This is a genomic window from Alteraurantiacibacter palmitatis, assembly GCF_037154115.1.
Lineage (GTDB): Bacteria > Pseudomonadota > Alphaproteobacteria > Sphingomonadales > Sphingomonadaceae > Alteraurantiacibacter > Alteraurantiacibacter palmitatis.
Genome location: NZ_JBANRO010000004.1, coordinates 200,898 through 214,879 on the forward strand (window position 1 = coordinate 200,898; position 13,982 = coordinate 214,879).

A 13,982-nucleotide genomic window follows, 5' to 3' on the forward strand; every position below is an offset into this window, starting at 1 on the left:
TGCGGGACTAGCCCGCGCGGCGCAGTTCCTCAACCGGGGCGGATGCAGCGACCGGCTGATCGGGCCAGATGCCGCGTGTGTCATACACGGCCTTGCCCTCGCGCTCGGCCAGGGGCACGGAACGGAACACATCGTGATCGACCAGCACGATCATCACGGCGCAATCCTCCAGCGCGCTGTCGATATCGGTCAGCATGGCGCCCGTCCCTTCGAACTCGCGCGGCAATTCGGCAGCGTAAGGCTCCACAATGTGGATGCGTTCACCATACCGGCGGGCAAGCGTCGCGGCGACAAGGCGCGCCGGGCTTTCGCGGAAATCGTCGATATTGGCTTTGAAGGCGAGGCCGAGGCAGGCCACCTTTGCACCTGGATTGGCTTCCACCAAGGCGGCAGCGCGGGCAATCACATGGTGGATCTTGCCGTCATTCACCCCGCGCGCGGTGCGGATCAGCGGGGTTTCCTCTGGCGCGGCAGACACGATGAACCACGGGTCCACCGCGATGCAATGCCCGCCCACACCGGGGCCGGGGGTGAGGATGTTCACGCGCGGATGCCGGTTGGCGAGGCGAATCACCTCCCACACATCCATGCCCAGCTTGTCGCACACCATCGACAGCTCGTTGGCAAAGGCGATGTTCACATCGCGAAACGCGTTTTCAACGAGCTTGGTCATTTCCGCGCTTTTTGCATCGGTGGTGACGCAGGTGCCGCGCACGAAGCGCTTGTAGAAGGACAGCGCCTTGCGCGCACAGCGCGGCGTAATGCCGCCAATGCTGCGGTCGTTATGCGCCAGCTCTTCCAGAATGCGGCCCGGCAGCACGCGTTCGGGGCAATAGGCGATCGAGATATCGGGCGTGCCGCTGGTCAGCCCCGGCATGGCCAGATCAGGCCGCGCGGCGGCGATGGCATCGCGCATCGCCTCGGTCGTGCCCACGGGTGAAGTCGATTCGAGGATCACCGTGTCGCCTGCCTTCAGCACGGCAGCTACATTCTTCGCCGCTTCGAGCACATAGGAAACATCGGGCGTGTGGCGGCCATCCTTGTGAAAGGGCGTGGGCACCGCGATCACGAAGACATCGGCCGGTTGCACTTCCAGCGAGGCGGTCAGCAGCCCGCGCGCCACCACGCCCTGCACCAGCCCGTCGAGATCGACCTCCTCGATATGAATTTCGCCCCGGTTGATCGTATCGACCACATGGGGCGTCACATCCATGCCGAACACGCGCATCCCGGCCCGCGCAATGATTGCGGCGGTGGGCAGGCCGATATAGCCAAGGCCGATGACAGAAACGGTGGGAAGCGATTGCCCGCGCATGAAATGCCTTTCGCGTGTGTGGTGCGAGAGGCTTTGGCGGAAATTGGTTGATATTCGGGTAATGCTGGTGGGGGTTCTGGGTCGTGAGCTTACGCTGAATTGCGGTGAATTGCCGAAGATCATGTGTCGATCCCGTTCCAGTCGCAGCAAGAGCCCACCCCCAGCCCCTCCCGCAAGCGGGAGGGGAGCGAGACTTGGCGGCCTTGCCGCCTAGTCGCAGCGGGGTGGGCATCGGGCCGGGATGGCAGCTTCCCACCCTCATTTCGGCCATTAGCTGCGAGGCCAACCCTCGCCAAAAGCGGTCACCCCGCCAGCAGATCGCAAATCCGCCCCGCGCTTTTCCCATCGCCAAACGGATTGTGCGCCCGCGCCATCGCCTCATAGGCCGCTGCGTCATCCAGCAGCCGCTCCGCCTCGGCCACGATGCGGTCGGCATCGGTTCCCACCAGCTTCGCCGTGCCGGCAGCAACGCCTTCGGGCCGCTCGGTCGTCTCGCGCATCACCAGCACCGGCTTGCCCAGCGCAGGCGCCTCTTCCTGCACGCCGCCGCTGTCAGTCAGCATCAGGGTGGACAGGCCAATCAGCCGGGCGAAATGCGGGTAATCGAGCGGTTCGATCATCGCCACATTGGCAATGCCGCCCAGCGCGCTGTCCATCACGGCGCGGACATTGGGGTTGAGGTGGACGGGGAAGATCACCGCCACATCATCGCGCGCGGCAAGGCGGCGGATCGCCTCGGCAATCGCCTCCATCCCGCCGCCGAAATTCTCGCGCCGGTGGGTGGTCACGCCGATAATGCGCTTGCCGTGAAAGCGCGCCTCCAGCTCCGCCAGCCCGCCCGCCAGCGCAGGATCGGCGGCAATCTTCGCGGTGATCCAGTGCAGCGCGTCGATCACCGTATTGCCGGTGACATGGACGCTCGCGGGCGGCACATTTTCCGCAAGCAAGGCATCGCGGCTGACCAGGGTGGGCGCGCAATGCAAGGCCGCGATGGAGCCGATGATCTTGCGGTTCACCTCTTCGGGCCAGGGGTGATAGATATTGTGCGAACGCAGCCCGGCCTCGACATGGCATACGCGGATCTTGCGGTAATAGGCGGCCAGCGCGCCCGCCATCGCGGTGGCGGTATCGCCCTGCACCACCACCCAATCGGGCTGTTCGGCATCCATCACGCGGCCAAGCCCGGTGATGAGGCGTGCGGTCAGTTCATCCAGCGTCTGGTCGGGCTGCATTACCGCCAGATCGTGATGCGGGGTGATGCCCGAAATGGCCAGCACCTGATCGAGCATCCCCCGGTGTTGCCCGGACACGCAGACGCGGCTGTCGAAACGCGGGTCAGCCTCCAGCGTGTGAACCAGCGGAAACAGCTTGATCGCCTCTGGCCTTGTGCCGAAGACGGTGAGGATGCGAAGCGGCAAAGTCATGCGCCGCCTATACCGGCCCAAGCGTTACCAAGCACCTAGCGGAGAAATCACGCCTAGGGCTGCATCACCGGCGGGCGCTGCGGGATGGCATCGGGATCGACCACGCGCAGTTCGGGCAGCGCCTCCTCCTCGCCCGGCAGCGGGGCATCACGCTCCGCCTCCAGCCGTTCGAGATAGGCGCGCTCCAGCTCTTCCACGCGGGCTTGCGTCATGCGCGCATCGGCGTCGATGGTTTCCAGCCGCTCGGCACGGGCCTGTTCGATCTGCAGGCTGAAGCGGCGTTCGGGCGAATTCTCGCGCTCGGCCCGCGCCAGTTCGATTTCCTGGATCGAGCAGCCGATTTCCGATCCACCGCCGACATTGGTGCACGAACCGGGGCCGAAAGCGCCCACCCGCTCGTTTTCGCGGGCGCGCTGCGCCCAGCTGCGGTTTTCGGGGCTGTTGCTTTGCCGCAGTCGACTGGGGATGCGGTAGGGATCCTCGATCTGTTCGCACACCACGATCGTATCGGGATCTTCGGATTGCGGGCAGACCTCGCCTTCCTGAAGCTGCACCATCATCACACGCTCGCCGCCGGTATCCTGCGCGGCAGCGGGCGGCGCCAGCAAGGCGGCGGCACCAAGGGCGGTGGTCAAGGTAAGGAGGCGCTGCATAGTCGGTTCCTTCTACGTCCTCTCGCCTGTGGCGACATTGGGCTTAACCTGCCGTGAAGACAGGAGCGCGTGCAATGATCCGCATCAAATCCGTTCCGAAAGGCGAATCGCCACGCGGCAGCCAAGACGGATCGCGGCGGAAAACAGCGGATAGGCTGGCGCCTTCTCCGCCCCTGCGGCCAGCGCGGCATCGCGGTGTTCGCGCTCGTCATCGCGGAAACGCGCGATCAGCGCGGCGAGTTCCGGATCATCGCCCTCCGCTTCCAGTTCTTCAAGTTGCGCGGTGTAGTGCCGGTCGATCTCCTCTTCGATCGCGGCGGTGCAGGCCATGGCCGCCTCTGGCCCGATCAGCGCAGAGCCTGCACCCAGCGCAAAGCCTGCCGCGTTCCAGACCGGATGCAGGGCCGTGGGACGCACGCCGCGCCGCGCCATCAGGGCATCGAACTGCGCGCGGTGTTCCGCCTCCTGCTCGGCCATGGCGCGGATTTCCGCCGAGTGCGGCCCCCGGTCGCCCATCACTGCCAATTGCCCGGCATAGATGCGGGTGGCGCCAAATTCGCCGGCCTGATCGACCCGGATCATGGCTGAACGGTCGGGTGATACGGCCATCGTCACTTCCTGTCCTTTTGTGTCAGCAAGGCAAATATGGCGATGGCCCCGCCAATCGAAAAGAGCGCGTTGAACCCCGCCAGCGAGATTCCGGCAAATGTCCAGGCGGGCTGGCTGCACGATACGGTGGGCTGCGCCAGAATGGCTTCCAGCGGATCGCCGCCCGCTGGCGCCCCTGTTACCGCGCAGGCGGTGATCCCTTCCCACCAGCCATATTCGACGCCTGCGTGAAACACGCCGATCAGCCCCGATGTGAGGATGCCGCCTGCCGCCAGCGCCACCAGCAGCCGGCGCTGCGGCACGATCACGAACGACATGAGAGCCAGCAGCACGGCGGCGAAATGCGGCCAGCGCTGCCACCAGCACATCTCGCACGGGAACAGGCCAAAGCCATATTGCGAAACATAGGCGCCCGCGAGCAGCAGCGCGGGCAAGGCCAGCGCCAGACGCTGGGCGCGCAGGGTGGACGGGTTCCTTGCCATGCGGTCAGTTGCGCGCGGCAGTGAGGCCACGCAGCGCGACGGTGGCGCGCGTGGTGCGCCGCAATGTTTCGAGCGCGTAATGCAGCTGGAAATCGTCGATCCCCTGCTCTTCCAGCTGGGCGGCGGTGAGCTGGAAACGCGGATCGTCGATCCGGTCGCGCTCGATAGCGCGGTCCTCGCGGCCCAGTTCGTTCACCAGATGGCCGCGCAGATCGCTTTCGCGCAGGGCATAACGCTGCCGCCGCTCGGCATCGGGATCGGAAATTTGCGGCACGCGGATATCCGGCTCAATCCCGCCTTCCTGCACGCTGCGGCCCGACGGGGTGTAATAGAGCGCGGTGGTCAGCTTCAGCGCCGAATCGCGGGTCAGCGGCAGCAGCGTCTGCACGCTGCCCTTGCCGAAGCTGCGCTCGCCCATAATCAGAGCGCGGCTGTGATCCTGCAACGCGCCGGCGACAATCTCACTGGCCGAGGCGGAGCCTTCGTCGATCAGCACGATGATCGGCAGGCCCGCCGCCACATCACCGCGATAGACGGTTTCGGCCTGGTAATAGATCGTGTCGCGCTGTGTCCGGCCGCGCTGCGAGACAATCGCCCCGCGATCGAGGAACAGGTCGGACAGCGCCACCGCCTCATCGAGCGATCCGCCGGGATTGCGCCGCATATCGAGCACCAGGCCGGCGAGCCGCCCGCCCGATTCGGTGCGCAGGCTGTTGATTGCACCCAGCACATCGGCGCCCACGTCGCGGCTGAATTCGTTGACGCTGATATGGCCGATATTGCCCTCCTCCAAGGAGAAGGTCACCGGCTCCAGTTCGATCACGCCGCGCGTCACGGTCACTTCCAGCCTGTCATCGCGGCCGGGGCGGAACAGCGTCAGGTCAATCGTGCTGCCCGCCGGGCCGCGCATCCGCGCCACCGCTTCGTTGATGTCGAGGCCGTAGATCAGCTCGCCATTGATATGGGTGATGAAATCGCCCGCCTTGATCCCGGCATTGTCCGCCGGACTGCCGCGGAAGGGGGAGACGACCTTCACCGCGCCGTCCTCCATCTGGATCGAGATGCCCAGCCCCTGATATTGCCCGTCGATCATGGTCTCCAGCCGTTGCAGCGACGAGCCATCAAGATAGGCGCTGTGCGGATCGAGCGCGGCGAGCATCCCGTCAATCGCGCCGCGGATCAGCCGTTCGTCATCCACCGGTTCCACATAGCTTGCCTTGATCCGCTGATAGGTGGCGAACAGCTTGGCAAATTCGGGCGAGGCGCGCCCTTCCACCTGCGCGAAACCGGCGGTGGTGGCGGGCAGCAGCGCAATCGCGGTGCACAGGGCTGCGGCGCGGAAGGCGGGAAGAAGCTTCATCAAAGACACATCCTGTCAGACTACCGCCCAGTTGTATCGCAGCCCCCGCGTTAACGCCAGATGAGGAAAAGGGCCGTCTTACCCGGCATATTCGAGCGGGTTCACCGGCTCGCCGCCGCGGCGCAATTCCACGCTGATCGACGGGCGGCCCGGCCCGGCAATGCCGATCGGCGCACCGCCCACCAGATCATCGCCCACGCGCACATCGCTGCGCGCCATGCCGGTGACAAGGCTGGTCCAGCCGCCGGCGTGTTCGATGATGACGATCTGCCCGTATCCGCGATAGGGGCCGGCAAAGGCCACGCGCCCGGCAGCAGGTGCCACCACCTGCGCATTGCCCTGCGGTGCCAGCGTCAGCCCCTGGCTAAGTCCGCCTTCCACCGGCACGCCAAAGCCGGTCAGGGTGCGGCCCGTGACCGGCAGGATATAGGGGACAGGTGCGCCAACAGGCACAGGAGAGGCGGCCGGCGTAGCCATGCTATCGTCAGGCTCAGAGGCTTTGCTCACCCCTGCCAGTTGATCAGGCCGCAGCACCGGGCCGGGCAGTGTAGCCAGGCGGTTGCGCAGTTCCGCCGCGCGATCGAGTTCACCCACCAGCGCATCCAGATCGCGCGCCTGTTCGGCCAGTGCCAGCGCGCGTTCGGCCTCTCGGCTGGCGATGGAGCCGGCCTGCCGCGCAGCGAGACGCTGGCGTGCCTCCAGCGCTGCGAGTTCGCGGCGCCGCTCGCTCAGCGCGCCTTGCTCCTCGCGCAGGACGCGGGCGGCCTGCACGGCCTCCTCCTCCAGCCGGGCCGCACGCGTCAGGCGGTCGCGCAGCAGTCTGGTGCGCTCCTCCACCTGCGGCAGCGTGCTTGCCATCACCGCACGCAGATAGACGAGGTCGCGCACCTCGCCGGGGCGCAGCAGCGACAACGCCAGCGGCCGCCGCGCAAATTGCTGCAAGGCGGCGGTGAGCGAAACGATAGGCTTTTCCTCGCGACCCAGTGCGCCGCGCAGGCTCGCCTGCTCGCGCCCGATCAGCACCAGCCGCGCCTCGGCCGCGCCAATGCCGGCCTCCGCCTGCTGGATGCGCGCCGCAAGCGCCGCAGCCTGCCGCGCGGTGCGTTCGGCGGCGTCCTCGGTCAGTTGCGCTTCGGATTCCAGCCGCTCGCTTCGCGCCTGCGCGGCCTGCCGCGCGGCCAGCGCCTGTTGCAGCGCGGCGCGTGTCTCGGCCGCATCCTCATAGGCCGGTGTGCGTTGCGCCGTGGCGGAATAGCCAAGCGCGACGGCAAAGACTCCGAAAGCCAGCAGAAAGAGGGCCATGCGCGACATCGCGCCTATCCTGCCCTGTGATAAGGGTGCCCGGCAAGGATTGATGTGGCGCGGAACAGTTGTTCCATCAGCATGGCGCGGGCCAGCAAATGCGGCCAGGTCGCCCGGCCAAAGGCAAGCAGCAGATCGGCCGCGTCCCGCTCGGCCTGCGAATGACCATCCGCCGCGCCCAGCACAAAGCGGCATTCGCGCACACCCCCGTCACGCCATTTTTCAAGGATGGCGGCCAGTTCCTCGGACGACAGGTCGCGCCCCTTTTCATCGAGCAGCACGGTGCGGCATGGCGTCAGGGGTTCGGCAACGCGCCCACCGGTTTCGGGCAATTCGGTGAGTTTGAGCGGCCAGGTCACACGCTTTTCGTAGCGCGCGACCAGCTCGGCTTCGGGTGATCGGGCGATCTTGCCACGGGCGATGATGTGCAGGAGCATTGACCCATCCTCTCACCTGCCGCTTGCGGAGGCGGCAGCGAGACCCGGCTCCGCTGGGCAGGCCCGGTCGCAGCGGAGCAGGTGCTGACGCGCCCTTCCCCTCAACCCCTCCCGCAAGCGGGAGCGGAAATTCTCAAGATACCTTCTCTTCCCCGAAGCCCCACATCCGTTCCAGATTGTAGAAGCTGCGCACTTCGGGGCGGAACAGATGCACGACCACATCGCCCGCATCGATCAGCACCCAGTCGGCAGCAGGCAAGCCTTCGATGCGCGGCGTGCCGTAGCCCGCCTGTTTCAGCTTCTCGCCCAGCTTGGTTGCCATGGAGGCAACCTGGCGGGTGGAACGGCCCGAGGCGACGATCATGTGATCGGCGATGGAGCTTTTTCCGGCGAGCGGGATCGACACAAGATCCTGCGCCTGATCCTCGTCCAGCTGGTCGAGAATGAAGGCGTGGAGCGAGCCCGGCACGGCGGAAATGGTATGGTCTGGATTGCTGGTCATGGAAATAATGGTTGCGGTGCCGGTGGGAACCGGAATGGCCTGGGTGGAAGCCCGGTCGATCTGGACAGATCTCATCGCGACGTTTCTTGCTCCTGTGGCAAAGGATGGAAGGGTTCCGGCCCGCGGCAAAACGGCGGCAGGCCAGCGCGCCTCATGCGGCCAGACCTCCCGGATTGTCGTGGATGAGGGAATGCGTCACCTGATCCCGCACAGCGCCGCCTGAAAGCCGGCCCGAAAGCTTTTTGGCCCAGTGCGGATCCGCCACTCTCAGCGCAGTGGCCGAGCGGGGATCGGGATCGAAACGCAATTCTATCAGCGCCGGTGCGCTCCATTCGCCCCGGTTGGACAAGCGGGTTGCGGCCAACCGGTAACGCCGCAACCAGGCCATGGCGGGGCTCGCCAAGGCGTCCTGATCATAACCGGGCCGGGCAATCACCGCAATCGGCATTTCGCGGGCGATGCCGCGCCAGTTCTTCCAGCGGTGGAATTGCGCCAGATTGTCCGCCCCCATCAGCCAGACGAAGCGCCGTTTGGGATAGCGCCGCTTGAGCGCCCGCAGCGTGTCCACGGTGAAACGCGTGCCGAGTTCACGCTCAATCGCGGTGACGCGAATGGGCGCGCGGCGGGCCTGCCCTTGTGCAGAGCGGGCGCGCGCCGCCAGCGGAGCCATGCCTGCCTTGGGTTTCAACGGGTTGCCGGGCGATACCAGCCACCACACCTCGTCGAGGCCCAGCGCGGCCATGGCGAACAGCGTCACGCGGCGGTGCCCACCATGCGCGGGATTGAAGCTGCCGCCCAGAAGTCCGGTAAGCGGTCCGGTCACTGCGGTTTACGGCGCGGCGAGACGCGGAAGCCGTGGCGATGATCCTGCGCCTTGATCGCCCAGGCGGGATATTCGTCCTCCAGCCGCCCCACTTGGTCCAGCGTGGCGAGTTCCTCCGCCGACAGTTCGACATCGCTTGCCGCCAGATTCTGCGCCAATTGATCCGCCCGCTTGGCCCCCATGATCACGCTGGACACAACCGGTTGGTGCAGCAGCCAGGCCAGCGCAATCGCGGCCACCGACAGCCCGCGCGCCTCGGCCATGGGACGCATGGCGGCGACGGCAGCGGCAGCCATGCCCTTGTCGGCACGCGGGAAATCGAGTTTTGCCCGCCGCCCTTCGCCCGAAACCTGCCCATCAGGGCCGAAATCATATTTGCCCGACAGCAGGCCGCCCACCAGCGGGCTCCACACCATCAGGCCCAGTCCCTCGGAAAGCATCATGGGCACGATCTCGCGTTCCAGCTCGCGCCCCGATACGGCGTAGAAGGCCTGGTTGGAGATGAACCGATCCCACCCGCGCCTCTCGGCAATCCCCAGCGCCTTGGCAATCTGCCACGCGGCCCAGTTGGACACACCGATATAGCGCGCCCGGCCCGACCGCACGATATCCTCCAGCGCGCGCAGGCCTTCCTCCATCGGGGCGTGGGGATCCCAGCCGTGGATCTGGTAAAGATCGACATGGTCCAGCCCCAGCCGCGCAAGGCTCGCATCGATCTGGTGGAGCAGGTGGGTGCGGCCATAACCGCCATCGTTCGGCCCTTCGCCCATCGGCCCCATGCCCTTGGTGGCGATCACCACCCGATCCCGCGCCACGCCCAGATCGCGCAGCGCCTGCCCGGTGAACACCTCGCTCTGCCCGGCGGAATAGACATTGGCGGTGTCGATGAAATTGACGCCCGCATCGAGCGCCTGTTTCACCAGCGCGGTGGAGCCGGCCTGATCCAGATCATGCTGGAAAAAGGCGCTGGGCGCGTTGCCGAAGGTCATCGCTCCCAGACACAATTCGGACACAACCAGCCCCGAACTGCCCAGCCGGTTATAGCGCATCGGCCTTCCTCTCCCCTCGTAAGGCCGCGATCAAGCGCGTGTCTGACCGTTGCCCAGCACCTGCCACTTATAGGTTGTCAGCCCTTCCAGCGCCACCGGCCCGCGCGCGTGCAGCCGGCCCGTGGCAATGCCGATTTCCGCGCCGAGGCCAAATTCACCGCCATCGGCAAACTGGGTGGAGGCGTTGTGCATCACAATGGCGGAATCGACTTCGGCCAGGAAACGGTCGGCCACGGCCTGATCCTGAGTCACGATGGCTTCGGTATGGCCGCTGGAATGGCGGGCGATGTGCTCCATCGCTGCCTCCACCCCATCGACCACCGCGACCGAGAGGATGGCATCGAGATATTCGGTATTCCAATCCTCGGGCGTGGCGGGCGTGATGCGCGGGTCGAGCGCCTGCGCGCGGGCATCGCCGCGCAGCTCGCAGCCTGCATCAATCAGCGCGCCGACCACGTCCTGCGAACCGGGAAAGGCAGCGTCGAGCAGCAGGGTTTCCATCGCCCCGCAAATGCCGGTGCGGCGCATCTTGGCGTTCAGAGCCAGCGCGCGGGCCATCGCCGGATCGGCGGCCGCGTGGATATAGGTGTGGCAGATGCCGTCCAGATGCGCGAGCACGGGGACACGGGCATCGTTCTGCACCCGCTCCACCAGACTTTTGCCGCCGCGCGGCACGATCATGTCAACCAGCCCCGCTGCGCGCAGCATGGCGCCCACCGCCTCGCGGTCCTGCGTGGGGATGAGCTGCACCGCTTCGGCGGGAACTCCGGCACTGGCAAGACCTGACGCCATGGCGGCGGCAATCGCACGGTTCGAATGCACCGCCTCGCTGCCCCCGCGCAGCAAAGCGGCATTGCCGCTCATCACGCACAGCGCGGCGGCGTCGGCCGTCACATTGGGGCGGCTTTCATAGATGATGCCGATCAGGCCAATGGGGATGCGGCGGCGCACCAGCACCATGCCCGCCAAAGCCTCGCTGCGGTCGATTTCCTGCCCCACGGGATCGGGCAGGCGGGCGACATTCTCGATCGCAGCGGCAATGCCTTCCAGCCGCTTGGCATCCAGCCGCAGCCGGTCAAGCATCGCGCCCGAAAGGCCGCGCGCCTCGCCCGCGGCAATATCCTGTGCATTTGCGGAAAGGATCCGCGGCGCATCGGCGCGCAGGGCCGCAGCGGCGGCCATCAGCGCGGCGGCCTTTTCTGCCGTGCTCATCCGCGCAAGAACACGCTGCGCGCTGCGGCCTGCACGCGCCATGTCGCGCACCAGCCTTTCCACGTCTGCCGCCTGGGGTTCCATCGTCGATGCGCTTTCCAGCGTTTGCGTCTGTTCCATGGCAGGCCCGATACCATCGCCATCACGCCTTGTCAGGCGCAATCCGACAGGCAGCGAGCGAGGCGAATCGGCGGCGCGGTCAAACGGCCGCGCGGGCGATTCGTTCCCGATAGTGATGCGGCCGGGACAGGAATCCGGTGATGGTTCCACGGTTCACCGCATGGTGCCTTCGTTTCGCCCCAAAGGTTAAGCGGGGTCGGTCGACTCTGCCGCAACTGCCGTTAACCCCACCGCACACGGACGGGGCAAATCGCAAGGGGTCGTCTTGGATAAGAATACCGTCGGCGGATGGTTCAACCGCCTGCGGGCCTGGTTTCCTGAGCGTGAATTCTTCATGCGCTCCGAAGGCCACGTCCGCTTCATCAAGATTTCGTCGCGGATGCAGATGACCGTGGCCGGTGTGGCGCTTGCCGCGCTGCTGGGCTGGGGCGGTTCGATGGGCGCGATGGCGGTGAGCCAGTACCGCGCCAATGCGGAACGCGCCGATCTGCTCACCCGCGCGGCCCAGGTCGCCAAAGCGGAGGATCGGCTGCACGATTACCGGCAGGATCTCGACCAGATCACCGCCAACCTGCAGGAACGGCAGGATTTCCTCGATGGGATCCTGCAGATGCTCCCCGCCGACATGAATGCCGAGGGCGAAGACGCGGCGACAGTTTCCGATTCGACCGAGGAAGCGCAGGAACTGATCGGTCTGATCGAAGGCGCAATCCCCGAAGCCGCCGGCCTTGCCCGGATAGAAGCGCGCCAGCTCGCCTTTGTCGAACGCCTCACCCGCTATGCCGACCGCCGCGCCAGTCGCACCGAACGGGCCATCCGCTCGCTCGGCCTCGATCCGCGCGCGGTGATGGTGCGCGACGAAGCGGCGATGGGTGGTCCTCTCCAGATGCTGCGATCGGACAGCAACGGCTCGCTCGACCCGCGCTTTGAACGGCTGGCGCTCAGCCTTTCGCGGATGAGCGCGCTGGAGCGCGGGCTGGACGAAATCCCGCAGGTGATGCCGGCGGATATGCGCAGCATTTCGTCGGGCTTCGGCTACCGCCGCGATCCCTTTACCGGCCGCGCGGCGATGCATTCGGGCCTCGATTTCCGCGGCCCGATCGGCGCGCCGATCCACGCTGCCGCCGATGGCCGGGTGAGCTTTGTCGGCACCAAGGCGGGATATGGAAAGGTGGTGGAAATCACGCACGGCAACGGCATGATGACGCGTTATGCGCATATGTCGCGCTGGGATGCGCGTGCCGGGCAACAGGTCAGCGCGGGCGAGGTTATCGGCCGCATCGGCAATACCGGCCGTTCGACCGGGCCGCACCTGCATTTCGAAGTCCATATCAACGGCCGCCCCGTCAATCCGCGGCCCTTCCTGGAGTCGGCGTCGAATGTTCTCGAAGAAGCCCGCGCGGAATTTGCCGCCAACGGTGATGAGAAGCGGCATGGCCACTGATCGCGCGACCTTTTCTGTCATCGGCAAGGACGTGACCATCCGCGGTGATGTCGAGGCCTCGGCCGATCTTCATGTCGATGGCGCGGTGATCGGCGATATTGCCTGTGCCGCGCTTGTGCAAGGCGAAGCCAGCCGCATCGAAGGCGCCGTCACGGCGGAGCGTGCGCGCCTGTCGGGCTATGTCAAGGGCACGATCAATGCGCGCGAACTGGTGGTGCTCAAGACCGCGCGGATCGAAGGCGATGTCGCCTACGAAACGCTGACCATCGAACAGGGCGCCGCGGTGGAAGGCCGTTTTGCCCCGCGCGATGCCGGATCGGGCCGCGCCGCGAAGGCCGGGGACAAGGTTGTGCCGCTGGGCAATTGAGCAGCTTGACCTGCAAGCAAAAGGGGCGGCCCAGGGATTTCTGCCGGGCCCGCCCTTTTTGTGCGCATTGCGCTGCTGGGAAGTCGATCAGGCGCCGCCAGCTTCGGCGGCACGCTTGGCTTCGAGCCAGGCTTCGGCTTCGGCCTCCTGCGCGGCTTCGGATGCGGCGCGCGCCGCCGCGTCACGCTCGGCCTTCAGCTCCTCGATCAGCGCTTCCCGGTCGTCGCGGCGCGCGGGCTGGGGAGCTTCCTCGGCTGCGCTTTCCTCAACCGCCGGTTGCTGCGCGGCAGCCTTCTTGGCCGCACGGGCCACGGCGGCATCGAGTTCGCGCTGCGAACACAGGCCCAGCGTCACCGGATCCTTGGGCGTGATATTGGCGATGTTCCAGTGGCTGCGTTCGCGGATCGCATTGATCGTGTTGCGCGTGGTGCCGATCAGCTTGCCGATCTGCGCATCGGAGATTTCGGGATGGTTGCGGATGATCCACGCAATCCCATCGGGCTTGTCCTGCCGCTTGGACACCGGCGTATAGCGCGGGCCCTTCGTGCGGCTGACATCGACCGGCGCCTTCTGCATCTTCAGGCGGTATTCGGGATTGGCCTGACCGCGCTCGATCTCTTCATGCGTCAGCTCGCCCGAATGGACCGGGTCGCGACCGGTATATTTGGAGCTGGCCAGATCATCGGCCATCGCCTGCACTTCCAGGATGTGCAGGCCGCAGAATTCAGCAATCTGCTCAAAGCTGAGCGCCGTGTTGTCGACCAGCCACGAGGCAGTCGCGTGCGGCATAAGGGGGGTGGGCTGGGCCACGCGAAATCTCCATCGCAAAAGAATGGGCGTAAATAAAAGGGCCGCCCCTCGCGGGACGGCCTGCATGGAGTGT

General features: G+C 66.3%; 15 protein-coding genes. 2 read left to right on the forward strand and 13 right to left on the reverse strand.

The features are described from left to right. Window positions 1-7: 7 nt before the first annotated feature. The 12 genes from wecC to WFP44_RS06270 all read right to left on the reverse strand — a co-directional run bounded on the left by wecC (window position 8) and on the right by WFP44_RS06270 (window position 11,288). Window positions 8-1,315, reverse strand: a complete 1,308-nt coding sequence (gene wecC / locus WFP44_RS06215; protein WP_336925544.1) for a UDP-N-acetyl-D-mannosamine dehydrogenase — start codon at window positions 1,313-1,315, stop codon at window positions 8-10. A 302-nt stretch (window positions 1,316-1,617) separates the two neighbouring features. Then, window positions 1,618-2,739, reverse strand: a complete 1,122-nt coding sequence (gene wecB, locus WFP44_RS06220; protein ID WP_336925545.1) for a non-hydrolyzing UDP-N-acetylglucosamine 2-epimerase — start codon at window positions 2,737-2,739, stop codon at window positions 1,618-1,620. A 53-nt stretch (window positions 2,740-2,792) separates the two neighbouring features. Further along, on the reverse strand, window positions 2,793-3,392 hold the full coding sequence (locus WFP44_RS06225; protein ID WP_336925546.1) for a hypothetical protein: 600 nt from the start codon (window positions 3,390-3,392) through the stop codon (window positions 2,793-2,795). A gap of 84 nt (window positions 3,393-3,476) precedes the next feature. Next, entirely contained in the window at window positions 3,477-4,001 is a 525-nt protein-coding gene (locus WFP44_RS06230) for a demethoxyubiquinone hydroxylase family protein (protein ID WP_336925547.1), read from the reverse strand. A gap of 2 nt (window positions 4,002-4,003) precedes the next feature. Then, a complete protein-coding gene (locus tag WFP44_RS06235; RefSeq protein WP_336925548.1) occupies window positions 4,004-4,483 on the reverse strand; it encodes a disulfide bond formation protein B in 480 nt (159 codons plus the stop codon). 4 nt (window positions 4,484-4,487) lie between these two features. Further along, window positions 4,488-5,843, reverse strand: coding sequence for a S41 family peptidase (locus WFP44_RS06240; protein ID WP_336925549.1), 1,356 nt, complete (start codon window positions 5,841-5,843; stop codon window positions 4,488-4,490). A 78-nt stretch (window positions 5,844-5,921) separates the two neighbouring features. After that, on the reverse strand, window positions 5,922-7,145 hold the full coding sequence (locus WFP44_RS06245; RefSeq protein WP_336925551.1) for a murein hydrolase activator EnvC family protein: 1,224 nt from the start codon (window positions 7,143-7,145) through the stop codon (window positions 5,922-5,924). Between the two features lie 14 nt (window positions 7,146-7,159). Beyond that, entirely contained in the window at window positions 7,160-7,582 is a 423-nt protein-coding gene (locus tag WFP44_RS06250) for a 23S rRNA (pseudouridine(1915)-N(3))-methyltransferase RlmH (protein ID WP_336925552.1), read from the reverse strand. Between the two features lie 133 nt (window positions 7,583-7,715). Then, window positions 7,716-8,084, reverse strand: a complete 369-nt coding sequence (rsfS, locus tag WFP44_RS06255; RefSeq protein ID WP_336925646.1) for a ribosome silencing factor — start codon at window positions 8,082-8,084, stop codon at window positions 7,716-7,718. Between the two features lie 151 nt (window positions 8,085-8,235). Further along, on the reverse strand, window positions 8,236-8,907 hold the full coding sequence (locus WFP44_RS06260) for a nicotinate-nucleotide adenylyltransferase (protein ID WP_336925553.1): 672 nt from the start codon (window positions 8,905-8,907) through the stop codon (window positions 8,236-8,238). Continuing rightward, a complete protein-coding gene (locus tag WFP44_RS06265) occupies window positions 8,904-9,956 on the reverse strand; it encodes an aldo/keto reductase (protein WP_336925554.1) in 1,053 nt (350 codons plus the stop codon). Before WFP44_RS06265 ends, WFP44_RS06260 begins: the two co-directional genes overlap by 4 nt. Before the next feature lie 30 nt (window positions 9,957-9,986). Then, window positions 9,987-11,288: a glutamate-5-semialdehyde dehydrogenase gene (locus WFP44_RS06270; protein WP_377922595.1), complete on the reverse strand. Its 1,302-nt coding sequence runs from the start codon at window positions 11,286-11,288 to the stop codon at window positions 9,987-9,989. 265 nt (window positions 11,289-11,553) lie between these two features. On the opposite strand from WFP44_RS06270, the gene WFP44_RS06275 reads away from it, so the two are divergent. Together WFP44_RS06275 and WFP44_RS06280 are read left to right on the forward strand one after the other, a co-directional pair. Further along, the gene (locus WFP44_RS06275; RefSeq protein WP_336925555.1) at window positions 11,554-12,732 is read left to right on the forward strand and encodes a M23 family metallopeptidase; all 1,179 of its coding nucleotides are present in this window, start codon (window positions 11,554-11,556) and stop codon (window positions 12,730-12,732) included. Next, window positions 12,722-13,099 carry a bactofilin family protein gene (locus WFP44_RS06280; RefSeq protein WP_336925556.1) on the forward strand — a complete coding sequence of 126 codons (378 nt, stop codon included), beginning with the start codon at window positions 12,722-12,724 and terminating at the stop codon, window positions 13,097-13,099. Before WFP44_RS06275 ends, WFP44_RS06280 begins: the two co-directional genes overlap by 11 nt. A gap of 87 nt (window positions 13,100-13,186) precedes the next feature. Here the strand turns inward: WFP44_RS06280 and WFP44_RS06285 are convergent, their stop codons facing one another. Beyond that, entirely contained in the window at window positions 13,187-13,888 is a 702-nt protein-coding gene (locus WFP44_RS06285; RefSeq protein WP_336925557.1) for a DUF1013 domain-containing protein, read from the reverse strand. Window positions 13,889-13,982 lie beyond the last annotated feature (94 nt).

Bases quoted from the DNA above. Each gene is read 5' to 3' on its own strand.
- wecC (WP_336925544.1), bottom strand. From the start codon at position 1,315: ATGCGCGGGCAATCGCTTCCCACCGTTTCTGTCATCGGCCTTGGCTAT.
- wecB (WP_336925545.1), bottom strand. From the start codon at position 2,739: ATGACTTTGCCGCTTCGCATCCTCACCGTCTTCGGCACAAGGCCAGAG.
- WFP44_RS06225 (WP_336925546.1), bottom strand. From the start codon at position 3,392: ATGCAGCGCCTCCTTACCTTGACCACCGCCCTTGGTGCCGCCGCCTTG.
- WFP44_RS06230 (WP_336925547.1), bottom strand. From the start codon at position 4,001: ATGGCCGTATCACCCGACCGTTCAGCCATGATCCGGGTCGATCAGGCC.
- WFP44_RS06235 (WP_336925548.1), bottom strand. From the start codon at position 4,483: ATGGCAAGGAACCCGTCCACCCTGCGCGCCCAGCGTCTGGCGCTGGCC.
- WFP44_RS06240 (WP_336925549.1), bottom strand. From the start codon at position 5,843: ATGAAGCTTCTTCCCGCCTTCCGCGCCGCAGCCCTGTGCACCGCGATT.
- WFP44_RS06245 (WP_336925551.1), bottom strand. From the start codon at position 7,145: ATGGCCCTCTTTCTGCTGGCTTTCGGAGTCTTTGCCGTCGCGCTTGGC.
- WFP44_RS06250 (WP_336925552.1), bottom strand. From the start codon at position 7,582: ATGCTCCTGCACATCATCGCCCGTGGCAAGATCGCCCGATCACCCGAA.
- rsfS (WP_336925646.1), bottom strand. From the start codon at position 8,084: ATGACCAGCAATCCAGACCATACCATTTCCGCCGTGCCGGGCTCGCTC.
- WFP44_RS06265 (WP_336925554.1), bottom strand. From the start codon at position 9,956: ATGCGCTATAACCGGCTGGGCAGTTCGGGGCTGGTTGTGTCCGAATTG.
- WFP44_RS06270 (WP_377922595.1), bottom strand. From the start codon at position 11,288: ATGGAACAGACGCAAACGCTGGAAAGCGCATCGACGATGGAACCCCAG.
- WFP44_RS06280 (WP_336925556.1), top strand. From the start codon at position 12,722: ATGGCCACTGATCGCGCGACCTTTTCTGTCATCGGCAAGGACGTGACC.
- WFP44_RS06285 (WP_336925557.1), bottom strand. From the start codon at position 13,888: ATGCCGCACGCGACTGCCTCGTGGCTGGTCGACAACACGGCGCTCAGC.